Origin of the sequence: Nocardia shimofusensis NBRC 100134 (genome assembly GCF_001613125.1) — a bacterium.
Classification (GTDB): Bacteria; Actinomycetota; Actinomycetes; order Mycobacteriales; family Mycobacteriaceae; genus Nocardia; species Nocardia shimofusensis.
The window spans coordinates 182,580-199,205 of sequence record NZ_BDBT01000001.1 but is presented as its reverse complement, the minus strand read 5'-3'; the positions used below and the strand labels follow the sequence as shown (position 1 = coordinate 199,205).

15 protein-coding genes are annotated in these 16,626 nt (G+C 68.8%); 10 read left to right on the top strand and 5 right to left on the bottom strand.

The window, feature by feature from the left end:
* Positions 1-177: 177 nt before the first annotated feature.
* The 5 genes from dnaK to NS3_RS00940 all read left to right on the top strand — a co-directional run bounded on the left by dnaK (position 178) and on the right by NS3_RS00940 (position 5,796).
* Positions 178-2,022 (top strand): molecular chaperone DnaK, encoded by a 1,845-nt coding sequence (dnaK, locus tag NS3_RS00960; RefSeq protein ID WP_067852295.1) that lies wholly within the window; start codon positions 178-180, stop codon positions 2,020-2,022.
* Positions 2,019-2,690 (top strand): nucleotide exchange factor GrpE, encoded by a 672-nt coding sequence (gene grpE, locus NS3_RS00955; RefSeq protein WP_067852293.1) that lies wholly within the window; start codon positions 2,019-2,021, stop codon positions 2,688-2,690. Before dnaK ends, grpE begins: the two co-directional genes overlap by 4 nt.
* Before the next feature lie 37 nt (positions 2,691-2,727).
* Entirely contained in the window at positions 2,728-3,888 is a 1,161-nt protein-coding gene (gene dnaJ / locus NS3_RS00950) for a molecular chaperone DnaJ (RefSeq protein WP_067852291.1), read from the top strand.
* Positions 3,888-4,283, top strand: coding sequence for a heat shock protein transcriptional repressor HspR (locus tag NS3_RS00945; protein WP_067852289.1), 396 nt, complete (start codon positions 3,888-3,890; stop codon positions 4,281-4,283). The genes dnaJ and NS3_RS00945 overlap by 1 nt, the downstream gene beginning before the upstream one ends.
* Before the next feature lie 340 nt (positions 4,284-4,623).
* Entirely contained in the window at positions 4,624-5,796 is a 1,173-nt protein-coding gene (locus NS3_RS00940; RefSeq protein WP_067852287.1) for an FAD-binding oxidoreductase, read from the top strand.
* 6 nt (positions 5,797-5,802) lie between these two features.
* On the opposite strand, the gene NS3_RS00935 is transcribed toward NS3_RS00940, so the two are convergent.
* The 5 genes from NS3_RS00935 to NS3_RS00915 all read right to left on the bottom strand — a co-directional run bounded on the left by NS3_RS00935 (position 5,803) and on the right by NS3_RS00915 (position 9,936).
* On the bottom strand, positions 5,803-6,585 hold the full coding sequence (locus tag NS3_RS00935; RefSeq protein ID WP_067852285.1) for an FAD-binding oxidoreductase: 783 nt from the start codon (positions 6,583-6,585) through the stop codon (positions 5,803-5,805).
* A 70-nt stretch (positions 6,586-6,655) separates the two neighbouring features.
* A complete protein-coding gene (locus NS3_RS00930; RefSeq protein ID WP_067852283.1) occupies positions 6,656-7,816 on the bottom strand; it encodes an FAD-binding oxidoreductase in 1,161 nt (386 codons plus the stop codon).
* 185 nt (positions 7,817-8,001) lie between these two features.
* The gene (locus NS3_RS29715; RefSeq protein WP_218018177.1) at positions 8,002-9,087 is read right to left on the bottom strand and encodes a DUF6882 domain-containing protein; all 1,086 of its coding nucleotides are present in this window, start codon (positions 9,085-9,087) and stop codon (positions 8,002-8,004) included.
* Positions 9,088-9,145: 58 nt separating this feature from the next.
* Complete coding sequence (locus tag NS3_RS00920; protein WP_067852281.1) at positions 9,146-9,463, bottom strand: PE domain-containing protein; 318 nt, start codon at positions 9,461-9,463, stop codon at positions 9,146-9,148.
* Positions 9,460-9,936 carry a YbaB/EbfC family nucleoid-associated protein gene (locus NS3_RS00915; protein WP_084494967.1) on the bottom strand — a complete coding sequence of 159 codons (477 nt, stop codon included), beginning with the start codon at positions 9,934-9,936 and terminating at the stop codon, positions 9,460-9,462. Before NS3_RS00915 ends, NS3_RS00920 begins: the two co-directional genes overlap by 4 nt.
* A 310-nt stretch (positions 9,937-10,246) precedes the next feature.
* Between NS3_RS00915 and clpB the strand changes: the two genes are divergently transcribed.
* The 5 genes from clpB (at position 10,247) to pyrE (ending at position 16,613) form a co-directional block, all read left to right on the top strand.
* Positions 10,247-12,808, top strand: a complete 2,562-nt coding sequence (gene clpB / locus NS3_RS00910; RefSeq protein ID WP_067852277.1) for an ATP-dependent chaperone ClpB — start codon at positions 10,247-10,249, stop codon at positions 12,806-12,808.
* Positions 12,809-12,994: 186 nt separating this feature from the next.
* Entirely contained in the window at positions 12,995-13,792 is a 798-nt protein-coding gene (locus NS3_RS00905) for a hypothetical protein (protein ID WP_067852275.1), read from the top strand.
* A 23-nt stretch (positions 13,793-13,815) separates the two neighbouring features.
* A complete protein-coding gene (locus NS3_RS00900; RefSeq protein WP_245649386.1) occupies positions 13,816-14,865 on the top strand; it encodes a TtfA family protein in 1,050 nt (349 codons plus the stop codon).
* A gap of 346 nt (positions 14,866-15,211) precedes the next feature.
* Entirely contained in the window at positions 15,212-16,024 is an 813-nt protein-coding gene (locus tag NS3_RS00895) for an SDR family NAD(P)-dependent oxidoreductase (RefSeq protein WP_067852271.1), read from the top strand.
* A gap of 16 nt (positions 16,025-16,040) precedes the next feature.
* The gene (pyrE, locus tag NS3_RS00890) at positions 16,041-16,613 is read left to right on the top strand and encodes an orotate phosphoribosyltransferase (protein ID WP_067852270.1); all 573 of its coding nucleotides are present in this window, start codon (positions 16,041-16,043) and stop codon (positions 16,611-16,613) included.
* Positions 16,614-16,626: the final 13 nt, after the last annotated feature.

The window sequence follows — 16,626 nt, the reverse complement described above, 5'->3', positions numbered from 1 at the left end:
GATCCGCCGGGCGGCCAGTTGTGCTCATCGTCAGACTTGAGCGTAAGCAACTCAACTTGTAGTTGACGCCGGGAGGAACCGGGTGCAAGATTGAGCCGACCCCGCTCAGTGTTTGTGAAGAGTAGGACGCCGAAGCGGCTGACCAGTCGCGGGGCAAACCAAGAGGAGGAAACACCCATGGCTCGTGCGGTCGGAATCGACCTCGGGACCACGAACTCGGTCGTCGCCGTTCTCGAAGGTGGTGAACCGGTCGTCGTCGCCAACTCCGAGGGTTCGCGTACCACGCCCTCCATCGTGGCATTCGCGAAGAACGGCGAGGTGCTGGTCGGCCAGCCCGCCAAGAACCAGGCGGTCACCAACGTCGACCGGACCATCCGGTCGGTCAAGCGTCACATCGGCACCGATTGGTCGGTGGAGATCGACGGCAAGAAGTACACCCCGCAGGAGATCAGCGCGCGCACGCTGATGAAGCTCAAGCGCGACGCCGAGGCCTACCTCGGTGAGGAGATCACCGACGCGGTCATCACCGTCCCCGCCTACTTCGAGGACTCCCAGCGTCAGGCCACCAAGGAAGCCGGCCAGATCGCCGGCCTGAACGTGCTGCGCATCGTCAACGAGCCGACCGCGGCCGCGCTGGCCTACGGCCTGGACAAGGGCGACAGCGAGCAGACCATCCTGGTCTTCGACCTCGGTGGCGGCACCTTCGACGTCTCGCTGCTCGAGATCGGCGAGGGCGTCGTCGAGGTCCGCGCCACCTCCGGTGACAACCACCTCGGCGGCGACGACTGGGATCAGCGCGTCGTCGACTGGCTGGTCGAGAAGTTCAAGGCCAGCTCGGGCATCGACCTGACCAAGGACAAGATGGCCCTGCAGCGCCTGCGTGAGGCCGCGGAGAAGGCGAAGATCGAGCTGAGCTCCTCGCAGAGCACCTCGATCAACCTGCCCTACATCACCGTGGACGCGGACAAGAACCCGCTGTTCCTCGACGAGCAGCTGACCCGCGCCGAGTTCCAGAAGATCACCTCCGATCTGCTCGACCGCACCCGCGCGCCGTTCCAGCAGGTCGTCAAGGACGCCGGCATCAAGGTCGCCGATATCGACCACGTCGTCCTCGTCGGCGGCTCGACCCGTATGCCCGCCGTCTCCGACCTGGTGCGTGAGCTGACCGGCGGCAAGGAGCCCAACAAGGGCGTGAACCCGGACGAGGTCGTCGCCGTGGGCGCGGCTCTGCAGGCCGGCGTGCTCAAGGGCGAGGTCAAGGACGTCCTGCTGCTCGATGTCACCCCGCTGTCGCTGGGCATCGAGACCAAGGGCGGCGTGATGACCAAGCTCATCGAGCGCAACACCACGATCCCGACCAAGCGCTCGGAGACCTTCACCACCGCCGACGACAACCAGCCGTCGGTGCAGATCCAGGTCTTCCAGGGTGAGCGCGAGATCGCCGCGCACAACAAGCTGCTCGGCTCCTTCGAGCTCACCGGCATCCCGCCGGCCCCGCGCGGCGTGCCGCAGATCGAGGTCACCTTCGACATCGACGCCAACGGCATCGTGCACGTGACCGCCAAGGACAAGGGCACCGGCAAGGAGAACACGATCAAGATCCAGGACGGCTCCGGCCTGTCCAAGGAAGAGATCGACCGGATGGTCAAGGACGCCGAGGCGCACGCGGCCGAGGACAAGGCTCGCCGCGAGGAGGCCGAGACCCGCAACCAGGCCGAGTCGCTGGTCCACCAGACCGAGAAGTTCATCGCCGACAACACCGACAAGGTGCCCGCCGACGTGAAGACCAAGGTCGAGGCGGCTATCGGCGAGGCGAAGGAAGCCCTCAAGGGCACCGACATCGCCGCGGTCAAGGCGGCCGTGGAGAAGCTGGCCACCGAGTCGCAGGCGCTGGGCCAGGCGATCTACGACGCTCAGTCCGCCGATTCCGCCGCGTCGGGTGATTCCTCGGCCGGCCAGGCCGACGACTCGGTCGTCGATGCCGAGGTCGTGGACGAGCCTGTCGACACGGAGAAGAAGTGACCGAGAAGGAGCCGATCACCGTGGTGGACAACCGCAAGATCGACCCCGAGACCGGTGAGGTCCGCACGGCGGGCGCGGACGAGCAGTCCGCGCCCGATCCGGCGGCCGACGGCGCCGCCACCGAAGCCGCTGTGGAGGCCGAGGTCGTCGAGGTCGATGCCGAGTCCGTGCCCGCGGCGGGTGCTGCCGCCGGTGAGCTCGCCGAGCGCACCGCCGACCTGCAGCGCCTGACCGCCGAGTACGCCAATTACCGGCGTCGCGTCGATCGGGACCGCAAGGCCGCCGTGGACGCCGCCAAGGCCGCCGTGGTCACCGAACTGCTCGGTGTCCTCGACGACCTGGACCGGGCGCGCGCGCACGGTGACCTCGAGTCCGGGCCGTTGAAGTCGGTGGCCGACAAGCTCGTCGAGGCGCTGCGCAAGCAGGGTCTCGAGGAGTTCGGCACCGAGGGCGACGCCTTCGACCCGACGCTGCACGAGGCCGTGCAGCACGAGGGCTCGGGGCACGATCAGGTGCTCGGTACGGTCATGCGGAAGGGCTATCGGTTCGGCGAGCGGGTGCTGCGGCACGCGCTGGTCGGCGTGACCGATGGCGTGGCGGACGAGACCGCGAAGGTCGCGTCGGACGGAGCAGGGGCATCGGATGAAGATGCCGCGAACAAGGATTGACACATCCGGTGCGACAGGCGGAAGGAGGGACTGACCGATGAGCCAACGGGAGTGGGTCGAGAAGGACTACTACAAGGAACTCGGCGTTTCCTCCTCCGCCTCACAGGACGAGATCAAGAAGGCGTACCGCAAGCTCGCCCGTGATCTGCATCCGGACGCGAATCCCGGGGACACCAAGGCCGAGGAGCGCTTCAAAGCGGTCAGCGAGGCGCACGCGGTGCTCTCCGACCCGGCCAAGCGCAAGGAGTACGACGAAACCCGCAGGCTGTTCGCCGGCGGTGGCTACCCACGCGGCGGGTTCGCGCCCGGCGGGGCGGGTGGCTTCTCGCAGGAGTTCAACCTCGGCGACATCTTCGGCGCCGGTGGGGCGGCGGGTGACGGCGGGCTCGGCGACATCCTCGGCGGTCTGTTCAACCGGGGCGGCGCCCGCACCGGCAGCAGGCCGCGCCGTGGATCCGATGTGGAGACCGAGACGACCCTCGGATTCCGCGAGGCCGCGCAGGGTGTCACCGTTCCGCTGCGGATGACCAGTCCCTCGCCGTGCACCACCTGCCACGGCAGCGGTGCGAAGCCGGGGACCAGTCCGCGGGTCTGTCCGCACTGCAACGGCACCGGGGTGATCAACCGCAACCAGGGCGCGTTCGGGTTCAGCGAACCCTGCGACGGCTGCCGGGGCACCGGTTCGATCATCGACGACCCGTGCGTGGACTGCCACGGCAACGGCATCCAGAACCGGACCCGCACCATCACGGTGCGGATTCCGCCCGGCGTCAGCGACGGGCAGAAGATCCGGCTGGCGGGCCAGGGCGAAGCCGGTCTGCGGGGCGCCCCCTCGGGCGACCTGTACGTGACCGTGCACGTCAGCCAGGACAAGGTCTTCGGCCGCAACGGCGACGACCTGACCCTGGCGCTGCCGGTCAGCTACGCCGAACTGGTCCTGGGCACCACGGTGTCGGTGCCGACCCTGGAGGGGCGCGTCGGGGTGAAGGTCCCGCCGGGCACCGCCGACGGCCGGACCCTGCGGGTGCGTGGGCGCGGCGTGCCCAAGCGCGGCGGCGGAGCCGGTGACCTGCTGGTCACCGTCAAGGTCGCGGTGCCGCAGAAGCTGGACGACGCCGCCGTCGAAGCGCTCGAGCGTTATCGTGAGGCGGAGAAGGCAGCCGGATTCGATCCGCGGGCGGGATGGGCAGGTGCGTGATGTCCGACGATCCGAAGGCGTCCGCCGGGGCGCGTGCCGAGTTCTTCATGATCTCGGTCGCGGCTCAGCTGGCGGGCATGCACGCGCAGACTCTGCGCACGTATGACCGGCTCGGGCTGGTGACGCCGCAACGCACTTCGGGCGGCGGTCGCCGGTACTCGGCCAGGGATGTCGAGCTGCTGCGCGAGGTGCAGCGGCTGTCCCAGGACGAGGGCGTCAATCTGGCGGGCATCAAACGCATCATCGAGCTCACCAACCAGGTCGAGCGCCTCCAGGAGGAGGTGGCCGAACTGCGTGCCGAGCTCGAACGGGCCAGAGCGGGGTACCGCCCCGACCTGGCGCCGTCCCAGCGCAGCACCGCGCTGGTGGTCTGGAAGCCCCGGCATCAGCGCTGAACATCGACAAGGGCCGGGCCGCACGAATCGTGCGGCCCGGCCCTTTCGTCGACCGTACGGCAATCCGGCACCGAATTAGCCGAACGGCTGCTGCCGTGGATCGGGCCGACCAGTCTGCCGGAATAAGTAGGGCATATCGGGGTCTCGGTCCGTTATGCGGCGCGAATTTCCACACCGTCCATGTTTCGGCGGAATTCCGTGCGCGCTGTCTTTTGTTATCGTTCCGTTGCCCACCCGGCTCGCCTACACTCCTTGTGTTATCGGCTGCTGTCGAGTGCGCCGCAGCACATCACTCGCCGGCACGGTCAGTGTTCGAATGCGAAATGAGGTTGTGGCGCAAATGGATTCGCGGACCGTCGCTTTGATCAGAACTACCTTCAAGGCGGTGGCAGCGGAAGAGGACGGGCCCGAGCGCCTGGCCAAGGCGTTCTATGCCATCTTGTTCGCCAACCATCCCCCCGTGCGCGACTTCTTTCCCGCCGCGATGGATCTGCAACGTGACCGGCTGGTCAACGCCATCTCCTACGCGCTCGACCAGCTCGAGGATCCGGACGCACTGATCCCCTTCCTCGCCCAGCTCGGCCGTGACCACCGCAAATACGGCGTCCGCGGTGAGCACTACGTCGCCGTGACCGCCTCGTTGAAGTCCGCGGTGCGCCAGTTCGCCGGCACCGAGATGTGGACCGACGAAGTGGACCGCGCCTGGGACGAAGGGCTCGCACTCATCTCCAGGACCATGCTCGACGCCGCCGAGCAGGAGTCGTCACCGGCGGTGTGGTCCGGCCGGGTCGTGGAGAACAGATCGGTATTGCGGAATCTGTCGGTCATCCGGCTCCGACTCGATCAGCCGATGGAATACGCCGCGGGCCAGTACATGAGCGTGCAGATTCCCTCCCGCCCGCGCATGTGGCGATATCTTTCCCCGGCGGTGCCGTCGAATCCTCAGGGCGAGATGGAATTCCACGTTCGCGGGATAATGGGCGGCTGGGTGAGCCCGGCGATCATCAGCCAGACGCAGATCGGCGACGAGTGGCTGATCGGCTCCCCGCTCGGTGCGCTCGGGGTCGCGCGAAATGCCACCCGCAAGATGCTGATGGTCGGCTGCGGCACCGGCATCGCCCCGTTGCGCGCCCAACTGCTGGAGATGGCGCAGCGACGCAGCAACCCCAAGGTGCACCTGTTCGTCGGCGGCCACCACCCCTGCGATCTCTACGACCTGGAGATCCTGAACGCGCTGGCGGTCGAGCACGGCTGGCTGACCGTCACCCCGGTCGCCGAGAGCGAGGAGAACCCGTGGTGGTTCTACCGCGCTCCGGGCGAGCCGGAACCGCATTTCCCCGGCTTACAACCCCGGCTGATCGGGCAGATCGGCAAGCTCGTCGCGGAGTCGGGCCCGTGGACCGATCACGACATCCAGATCGCCGGCTCCCCGTCGATGGTGCAGACCACCCGGTTCCGGCTCATGTCGGTCGGCGCGCAGGCCGAGAACATCCGCCACGACCCGCTGTTCTGAGCCGGGTCAGAATCCCTCGTACTGGATGGCCCCACGCGGGGTTCCCGTCGCCACCAATCGGTCGACCGTCGCCCTCGTCATCGCGGGCGAGCCGCACACCAGCACCTGATGGTGATCGAACGCGCCGTGCGAACCGACCACATCGGCCAGCGTGCCCTCGAGCAGATCGTCGGCCGGGAAGTCCACGTCGACCTCGGCCCGCGTGTGCTCGTACCATTCGTCGGCCCAGTTGGGGTCCGAGAGGCGATCGACCACCGGAACCACGGTGAGCCACGGCAATTCGGCCGCCAGCAGCACCAGCATGTCCGAGGCGTACAGGTCGCGCGGGCTGCGTCCGCCCACGAACAGGTAGGTGTGCGGCGGCCGCGGCGCGCGCGCCAGTTCCAGGATCTGCGCGCGCATCGGCGCCAGCCCGGTGCCGCCCGCGATCATGACCACCTCGTCCCCTTCCGGATCGACGTGGAAGGTGCCCGCAGGCGCGCCGATCCGCCACTCGTCCCCGGCCTCGGTGTCGGCGACCAGGCTGCCGCTGAGCCACCCGCCCGGCACCGTCCGCACGTGGAACTCCAGCTTCCCGTCCAGCGAGGGCGGCAGCGCCGGGGAGAGCCTGCGGCGCACGCCGGGTTGCCCGGCGGTGCGCACCTCCACCGACTGCCCGGCGCGGAACGGCACGAACTCGCCGATCAACCGGATGACGGCGATGTCGTGGCGCAGGCGATGGTGCCCGACCACGGTCGCCGTCCACTCGCTCTGCGCGACACCCTGATCGAGCGCCCCCGGCTCTGTCATACCGACCGCTCCGTCATCCGAACTCCTGTCTCCGTGGGGTGAGCGCGCTCTCCCGTCCGGCGATCATGCCCTATCCGATCGGGTCGCTGCTGATGATGTGCTCAGGGGTGCCGACCGCGATCAACGCCCGCCGGGTGTCGGCGATCATCGGCGCGGACCCGGCGATCTGGATCTGCCGGTCCTCCCACGCTCCGAAGCTCGCGACGACCGCGCCCAGGTTGCCGATCAACGTGCGATGCATGCCGTAGGGGGCGTCGGTCGGCGGGTGGGGGTACCACCACGGATTGGTCTTCTGCTCGCACACCGGCACGATCGTCAGCCACGGGTTGCTCTGCGAGAGCTGCCACATGTTCTCCACGTCGTAGAGGTCGCACGGGTAGCGACCGCCGATGAAGAAATGCACCCGCGGATTCACCCCGCGCTGGCTCATCTCGATCAGCTGCGCGCGCAACGGCGCGATGCCCGTGCCCGAACCGATCAGCAGCACGTCCTTGCCGCTGTCGCGGTCGATGTGCAGACCGCCGAGCGGTCCGCCGATCAGCCAGCGATCACCCACCTGGGTTTCGTTGACGATCGCCGGGCTCACCCAGCCGCCACGCACCTTGCGCACATGGAATTCGATCTCGCCGTAGGGATTCGACGGAATGGCGGGCGAGAAATAGCGCCACATCTTGGGCCGCTGCGGTACCGCGACCGGCACGTACTGCCCGGCCTGGTAGGGCACCGGAGTATCGGATTGCAGGCGCACGATCGCCAGATCGTCGAGCACCCGCCGATGCCCGACCACGGTCGCCTCCCAATACGGCTGGGATTTGTCGGAGTTGGCGCCGATCGCCATGGACGCCGAGATCAAGATGCACACATCCCGCCAGCCCTCTTCCAATTCTCTGGTCCAGGCCGGGCCGTTGTAGGTGCGGAACGCTTCCAGCAACGCGACCCCGGCCAAGTCGTAGTGCTCGGCGGTGACCCCGTATTTCCGGTGGTCGCGGGCCAGCTGCTCGAGGAAGTTCTGCGCCCGGTCCCAGTCCTCGAGGTGATCGAGGACGAAAGCGATCGCCGTCGCCAGCCGCTTGGGCTGCATATCCATGGCGGGGGGGAAGAGTTCGCGAAGCCCTGCGTTGTGAGCGAACATATGACCATAGAACGCACTGATCAACCGCTCGGGTCCGCTCGGTGACTGAATCACCGCACGGAGATTGGCGCGGACCAGCGCTGCCGAACGCGCATCCACGACAGGAGCTTCCTTTCTTCCCGTTCATCTGCGCATTCTTCGGTCGCGTGCGCAGGGACCGCCGTGATCCGGCGGTCCATCGGCTCCCAGTATCCCTGAAAAATCGCCAGGTCGGGTGGACGGATTTCAGGTCGGCCCGCCGACTCGCGGGAGCTCCGGGTTTCCGGGGCCGCCGGAACCGGGTTTCAGCTGGTCACGCGGGTGACGGCGGCCTCACGCGTCGCGTCGTCGACCTCGCCGATCTCGAAGTTCCTGCCGATGATGTGCTGCAGTAACGGCTGCTCCGGCGGTACCCCGTACTTGCGCAGGTAGTGCGGCACCGCGCCAGGCCACACGAAAACCCCGTCGGTGTGGAAATTCATCGGCACATCCTGCTCGGCCGGGTTGAAGTCGTCGGCAGCACGGCTGCGCGCGGCCAGCACCACCGGGGCGTACTGCAGGTAGTGCAGCACCCGGTCCAGAATCCGCGGGTCCACCGGCGGCCGATGCACGATCGGCCTGCCCTGCGGATCGCGCCCGTCGAACGGCGCGGCGAGACGGAGTTCGCCCCCGCCGGCCGACCCGTCCATCCGGATATCGATATTCCTGGTCCGCGCGTGCTCGTCGAATGTGACCGTCGCCGCGATGCCCGGCCCGGTGATCTCCAATTGCGACCAGTCCGCGTTCGGCTGCCCGTGCAGCCCGCGCTCGGTCACGTAGCTGTACAGCGCCCGCCGGTGGTCCCGCAGCGTCGGCAACATCAATCCCTGCCGCAACACGGTGGCGATGCGCGGACCCGTCGGCGCGGGCAAACGGAACGAGGGATGCTCGATGAGAAATGCCGCGCGAGTTCCGCCGCCGACCGGGCCGGTGTAGGAAGTCCACAGCCCCGAAACAGCTTTCGCGGCGTCCATGAGGATCGCCACCACGATCACCGGATCCGACGGCGACCCCGGTAGTGCCGAGAACGGCACCTCCGGCTCACCGAGTTCGCGAATGCCGTGCTGAATTCCGAAGTCCCGCACCGCTTTCGCCAGTCCCGTGACTTCCTCCGAATACCCGGCCGGATTGGCCCACGACCACAGGAACGACTCCGGACCCGGCGCCGCCGACCCCAGCAGATGCACCCGCTGCGCCTCGATCGGCTGATCCCCGGTGAACGTGAACCGCCCCGCCCCTTCGAGATCGACGCTCCACGGCCGGTCCCCCGCAACGTCCGACAGATGAATCTGATGCTCGAGCGACAGCAACGCCGCGTCGTCCAGCAGATTCGCCAGCGTGATTTCAGACATGCGCCAACCCTAACGATCCGATCCGCGAAACAGCCGCCCCGCGCAACTCGAGGCCGGCTTACGTCCCGGTCGAATTCTGCAGCTGCGCCGCGCGTTCGGTGTCCTGCTCGACCAGCTTGTCGGCGATGGTCACCATGTTCGCGCCGAGCTGGGTCATCGAGGTGGCCAGGTTCTCGACCGCCTTCTGCCCCTGCTCCACGCCGTTGGTGTAGTTCGTGGCGAAGGACTGGCCGATCTCGTCGTTGCCCCAGCATTCGCCCTCGGCGGCGATGACGGCGGCCAGGTGGTCGGCGGCGGTGGTGATGGCCGAGGCCGCCGAGTCGAACGATGTCTTGGTGTTGCGCAGGGCGTCGGGATCGGCTTGCAAGGAACTCATCGCAGGTATCCCTGGTTGCGGAAGTAGTCGTCCTCGTCCTCGTCGCCGTCGTCGAGAGGTGGCGGGGTCACCCGGTCGGGCGGGGGCGGACTCAGCCGGGCGAGCAGGTCTTTCGTCGACGGCGCGCCGGGGACCAAGTCGGGCAGGTCCGGCATCGACTCGGCGAGCGCGGTCCACGGCGCCATGGCCTGCTCCAGACCGGCCGCGGCGACCCGCGCCGCCTCCTGCACGGTCGTGGTGATCGAGGCGCCCAGCCGGTGCGGGGTGGAGTTCTTGAACGCCTCTGCCTCGATGTGTACGTCGACGACACCGGCGATGGTCGCGGTGACTCGGACCAGGTTGTCGTCGGACCACACGGTCACCGGTTGGGCCGCACGCTGCTGGGCATCCAACAGCGCGGAGGTGTCGTGCTCGTAGGAGTCGAGCATCGACTCGATCTGCGATCGCAGCGCGGCGTTGTCGGCTCGCGTCACTTCCGGATATTCCTCGGCCACACTGCCTCCCGCCGTCGACAAAGCGCTGACGAGGGGTTGGACGTGGTTCGACGGACCGTCGGTTCCCCGAGTGGGGCAAGTCACTTGTTGGTGGCTCGGCTATCACGCGAGATGGACGGCCTCGTGGGTGCGGTGCGGCGTAGCGTGAGGGCTGGCGACCTGCGGGTTCGCCGGTCGGGCCGAGTTCGCGGGAGTCGGCGAGAATTTATGACTTGAGCGGAACAGACTCAACTTCGTATACGTTGAAGCAGGCAACAGACAACCGCACACAACCTCGAGAGGTGATGAGGTGGACTCGTTCAATCCCACCACTAAGACCCAGGCGGCCCTGACCGCTGCCCTGCAGGCCGCCTCGGCCGCGGGGAACCCGGAGATCCGTCCGGCGCACTTGCTGGTGGCGTTGCTCGATCAGACCGACGGCATCGCGGGTCCGCTGCTCGAAGCTGTCGGCGTGCAGCCTGCGGCGGTGCGGCGCGAAGCCCAGGATCTCGTCGACCGGCTGCCGCGCGCCACCGGCGCCACCACGCAGCCGCAACTCGGCCGCGACGCGCTGGCCGCGATCACCGCCGCCCAGCGTTTGGCCACCGAGCTCGGCGACGAGTACGTCTCCACCGAGCACGTCATGGTCGGCTTGGCCGCGGGTGATTCCGACGTGGCCAAGCTGCTGGTCGGCCACGGCGCGACCGCCGACGCGCTGCGTGAGGCGTTCACCAAGGTGCGCGGCAGCGCCCGGGTCACCACCGCGGACCCGGAGTCCACCTATCAGGCGCTGGAGAAGTACTCCACCGACCTCACCGAGGCCGCCCGTACCGGCAAACTCGACCCGGTGATCGGCCGCGACACCGAGATCCGCCGCGTCGTGCAGGTGCTCAGCCGTCGCACCAAGAACAACCCGGTACTGATCGGTGAGCCGGGCGTCGGCAAGACCGCGATCGTGGAGGGCCTGGCTCAGCGAATCGTCGCCGGCGACGTGCCGGAATCGTTGCGCGGCAAGAAGGTCGTCTCGCTGGATCTGGGCGCGATGGTGGCGGGCGCGAAGTACCGCGGTGAGTTCGAGGAGCGGCTCAAGGCCGTGCTCGAGGACATCAAGAACAGCGCGGGTCAGATCATCACCTTCATCGACGAGCTGCACACCATCGTCGGCGCGGGCGCGACCGGCGAATCGGCGATGGACGCGGGCAACATGATCAAGCCCATGCTGGCCCGCGGCGAGCTGCGGCTCGTCGGCGCGACCACGCTCGAGGAATACCGCCAGCACATCGAGAAGGACGCCGCCCTGGAACGGCGCTTCCAGCAGGTGCTGGTCGGCGAGCCGTCGGTGGAGGACACCGTCGGCATCCTGCGCGGCATCAAGGAGCGCTACGAGGTGCACCACGGCGTGCGGATCACCGACTCGGCCCTGGTCGCCGCGGCCGCGCTGTCGGACCGCTACATCACCTCGCGCTTCCTGCCGGACAAGGCGATCGACCTGGTCGACGAGTCCGCCTCGCGGCTGCGCATGGAGATCGACTCGCGTCCGGTCGAGGTCGACGAGGTCGAACGCGCGGTGCGCAGGCTCGAGATCGAGGAGGTCGCGCTCGAGAAGGAGACCGACGAGGCGTCCAAGGTGCGCCTGGCCAAGCTGCGCCAGGAGCTGGCCGACGACCGCGAGAAGCTCAACCAGCTGACCACCCGGTGGCAGAACGAGAAGAAGGCCATCGACCAGGTGCGCGTGCTGAAGGAGCAGCTCGAGTCCCTGCGCGGGGAGTCCGAGCGCGCCGAGCGCGACGGCGATCTGGGCAAGGCCGCCGAGCTGCGCTACGGCCGCATCCCGGCGCTGGAGAAGGAGCTCGCCGAGGCCGAGAAGTCCTCGGGCGCGGCCTCCGGCGGGGAGCTCATGCTCAAGGAGGAGGTCGGTCCCGACGACATCGCCGAGGTGGTCTCGTCGTGGACGGGCATCCCGGTCGGCAGGCTGCTCGAGGGCGAAACCCAGAAGCTGCTGCGGATGGAGGACGAACTGGGCCGTCGCGTCGTCGGCCAGAAGGCTCCGGTGCAGGCGGTCTCCGACGCGGTGCGGCGGGCGCGCGCCGGGGTGGCCGACCCGAACCGGCCGACCGGCTCTTTCCTGTTCGTCGGCCCGACCGGCGTCGGCAAGACCGAGCTGGCCAAGGCGCTGGCCGACTTCCTGTTCGACGACGAGCGCGCGATGGTGCGCATCGACATGAGCGAGTACAGCGAGAAGCACGCTGTCGCCCGCCTGGTCGGCGCCCCTCCCGGCTATGTCGGCTACGACCAGGGCGGTCAGCTGACCGAGGCGGTGCGGCGGCGGCCGTACACGGTGGTGCTGTTCGACGAGATCGAGAAGGCGCACCCGGACGTCTTCGACATCCTGTTGCAGGTGCTCGACGAGGGACGGCTCACCGACGGCCAGGGCCGCACGGTGGACTTCCGCAACACCATCCTCATCCTCACCTCCAACCTCGGGGCAGGCGGTGACGAGGAGTTCGTGATGAACGCGGTGCGTTCGGCCTTCAAGCCGGAGTTCATCAACCGGCTCGACGACGTGGTCATGTTCCACCCCCTCGACGAGGAACAGCTCCAGCACATCGTCGAGATCCAGCTCGACCAGCTGCAGAAGCGGCTGGCGCAGCGTCGCCTGACCCTCGAGGTCACTCCGGCGGCCCGGATGTGGCTGGCGGTGCGCGGCTACGACCCGGCCTACGGCGCGCGGCCGCTGCGCAGGCTGATCCAGCAGGCCATCGGCGACACTCTCGCCAAGGAGCTGCTGGCGGGCAAGGTCGCCGACGGTGACACCGTGCACGTGGGTGTCAGCGCCGACGGCGGCGAACTGGTCGTCGGCCCCGCGGCCTGACCGCATGACACCCCGCGGCACGGCCGCATGACACCCCGCGGCACGGCCGCATGACACGACACATCCCCACCGGTCGAATCCCGGTGGGGATGTGTCGTGTTCACGGGGCTTGCGCTGGTCGCGGCGCGAGCGATCCCGGACCGTGAACGTGCGGCGGATCGTCGCGCACACCCCTAGTCTGAAAGCATGACCAACCCGAAGGACCCCTGGGGGCAGCGGCCGGGCGATGCGCCGACCGAACACCTCGGCCCACCGGGGGCCTTCGGGCACGGTGAATATCCGCCCACCGAGCAGTACGACCCGTGGTCCACGCCGCCGCCCGCCGGGGCCACCCGCGAGATCCCGGCGCTGGACGCGCAGTGGGGCGCCTACGAACCCGGCGGTCAGTGGCAGGGCGAGCAGCAACAGCAATGGGCGGGCGCCCCGTGGACGGGCGCGCCGGGTCAGCAGCCGCCGGGGGCGAACCCGCCGCCGGGCCACTCCCCGCCGCCTGGACCGGAACCGCACAAGCGCAACACCGGCCTGTGGATCGCGCTCGGCCTGGGTGTGCTCGCGCTGGTGGGCGTGGTCGGCATCGGCGCGGGGCTGATGCTCGGCGGTGAAGACGACACCGACACCTCCGCGGCAGGTAGCACGAGCACCACCTACACGCTGCCGTTCCAGGCAACGCCGAGCACCCCTGCGCTACCCGGACTGTCGAACCCCGGAGTTCCGGGGCTACCCGATCTCGGCCTGGAGGAGCTCGGCGCTACGGTCGGCACCATCACCGCCAACGACGGCGGCATCCTGACCATCAGCACGATGACCGGTGGAGAGGTCACCGTGCGCACCGACGACGCGACCCAGGTGATCTCGCTGTCGGTGCTGCGCGCCGCGGATCTGCCGGTCGGCGAGATGGTCGTGGTGCAGGGTGAGACGGGCACGGACGGCACGATTCAGGCGAGAATCATCGTCAGCACCGCGTTGCCCGGTGGCGGACGATGACCGGGATATTAGGGTAGACCGCGATGACGGCTATGTGGTTCGGGTTGGCGGCGATCTCACTCGTGGGTGCGGTCGTACTGCTGTATTTCGATCGGGTCCAGCGGCAGCGGTCCGGTCACGCGCGCCAGGTGTGGGCGAAGGCCCAGGGATACACCTACGTGTCGGTGGAACCGGCGCTCACGTCGACCTGGCGGCGTGGTGCGCTGGCCAAGCTCGGCTATCTGTCCGCCGTGGACGTGGTGTCCGGCATCCGCAAGGGCGAGAAGTTCGTGCTGTTCGATCTCGAGGACGCCGCGACGCTGGTGGCCGTGCGCCGTCAGATCGGCTCCGACATCGATGTCGACATGCGCCTGAAGACCGCGTCCCCGCCCAAGGACGCCGATCTGGAGCTGCTCGGCGCGATCGGCGACCGGGTGGTGTTCGCGACCAATCCGGAGATCGCCCGGCACGCGGTGGATCAGCGGATGGTGGCGTTCATCGAGACGCTGCCCGACACCGTGCAGATGCTGTGGAGCGAGGGCAACTGGACGCTCGGCATGCTCAATGTCGGCACCGTCGCCCGGGACTGGGAGACCGCGATCGACGCCGTGCTGCGCCTGTCGGGCCTGCTGCATGTGTTGCCGCCGGTCAGCGAAGCGCGCGAGCCCGAACGTGGCCGTCTCCGGCCGCCTGCCGACCGCGACCCGGGGTCCGACGACTCCGACGACGATCCCGACGGCCCGGCCCGTGACCGGGACCATGACGGCCACGACGATCACGACGACGATCCCGCCGACGACAGCGACATCGATGCGCCCGACGCCGACGACGAGATCGCGGCGGCCAGGGCGGCACGGGCCGACGCCGAGGGCGCCCGCCGGCCCTCGCTGGCCGTCGTGCCCGATCGTGCCCGCGACGAGCGCGCACGGGAAGACGGCGCCCGTGCCGAGCGTGACCGTGACCGTGGCCCTCGCGACGACGCCGAGTCCGGCTCCGACGAGCGCCCGCGTCCCGCTTCCGGACCCGCCGGCGAGCGGCCGGGCGGACCGTTCCACCCGGGATTCCGCCCGTACCAGGGCCCCGTGCCGAAGTGAGTCGGCCGCGTGCCGTTGTGATCCGGGCATGTGCCGAGGTGACTCGGCCGCGTGCCGTTGGGATTCGGCCCTGTGCCGAGGCGATTCGGCGGCGTGCCGAGGTGACCCGGCGGCGTGCTCAGCTGATCCGGCCGCGTGCCGGAACGATCCGGCCCCGCGCCGCGGTGGCTCGGCCTCGGGTAGAAGGACCCGGGTTCCGGGGCGAAACGACCCGGATCGGTGCCGCTGCGATGCGGCGCGGTGACGAGGTGGTTGGATCGACCACGAACGCGCCCGAGACCGCCTCGGCAGAAGAGGCTCGGCGCCGTGCCACCACGTCCACCCCGTCGACCGGATTGGCGATGTCATGACCGACAACCCGCCCCCCGCGCGCCTGCCGGGCGCCACCCGTCCCATCGCCCTGATCACCGGACCCACCTCCGGCATCGGCCAGGGCTACGCGACCGAGCTGGCCGCTCTCGGCTACGACCTGGTGCTCGTCGCCCGCGACGCGGACCGGCTCCGGGCGCTGGCCTCGGAACTGGAGCGCTCCTACGCCACCCGCTCGGAGGTGCTGTCCGCGGATCTGACGAAAGAGGCAGACCGCGACCGGGTCGCCGCCCGGGTGGCCGAGGGCGTCGAATTCCTCGTCAACAACGCGGGTTTCGCGCATTCGGGCGAGTTCTGGGAGCTGCCCTACGAGCAGTTGCAGGCCCAGCTCGACGTCAATGTCACCTCGGTGCTGCGATTCACCCACGCCGCGCTGCCGTCGATGATCGCGGCGGGCAAGGGATCGATCGTCAACGTCGCCAGCGTCGCGGGCCTCATCCCCGGCCGTGGCTCGACCTACTCGGCCTCCAAGTCCTACGTCGTATCCTTCTCCGAGGGATTGGCGGGTGGACTCGCCGGCACGGGGGTGCGCATCCAGGCATTGTGCCCCGGCTTCGTGCGCACCGAGTTCCACCAGCGGGCGGGCATCGAGATGTCCTCGCTGCCCGAGCCGCTGTGGCTCTCCGTCGATCAGGTCGTCAGCGCTTCGCTGCGCGACCTGGACGCCGATCGCGTGATCAGCGTGCCCGGCGTGCAGTACAAGGCACTCACCACCGCTGCCGGCCTCATCCCCCGGGGCCTGCAGGTTCGAATGAACCGGGGCCTGTTCAATTCACGCGGACGTACCTGAAAAAGGAGACGACATCATGATCGACCAGGCGCGGGCCGCACGGCCCGAGCTGTCCGGCGCGGACCGCGATGCGCTGGCCGCACTGGTACGCGAACTCGCCGTGGTGCACGGCAAGGTCACGCTGTCCTCCGGCAAGGAGGCCGACTACTACGTCGACCTGCGCCGGGCCACGCTGCACCACGAAGCCGGGCCACTGATCGGCAAACTGCTGCGCGAACTGGTGGCCGACTGGGATTTCGACGCCGTCGGCGGGCTCACCATGGGCGCCGATCCGGTCGCGCTGGCCGTGCTGCACGCGCCCGGCAGGCCCATCGACGCCTTCGTGGTGCGTAAGGCCGCCAAGACACACGGCATGCAGCGTCAGATCGAGGGGCCCGACATCGTCGGCAAGCGGGTACTCGTCGTGGAAGACACCACGACCACCGGAAACTCGCCGCTGACGGCGGTGCGTGCGCTGCGCGAAGCCGGGGCGGAAGTGGTCGGCGTGGCCACCGTCGTGGACCGCGAAACCGGGGCCGACAAGGTCATCGCCGCCGAGGGATTGGAATATCGTTCGATCCTCGGTCTCAAGGATCTGGCGCTGGGTTAGCCTGGACGATGAT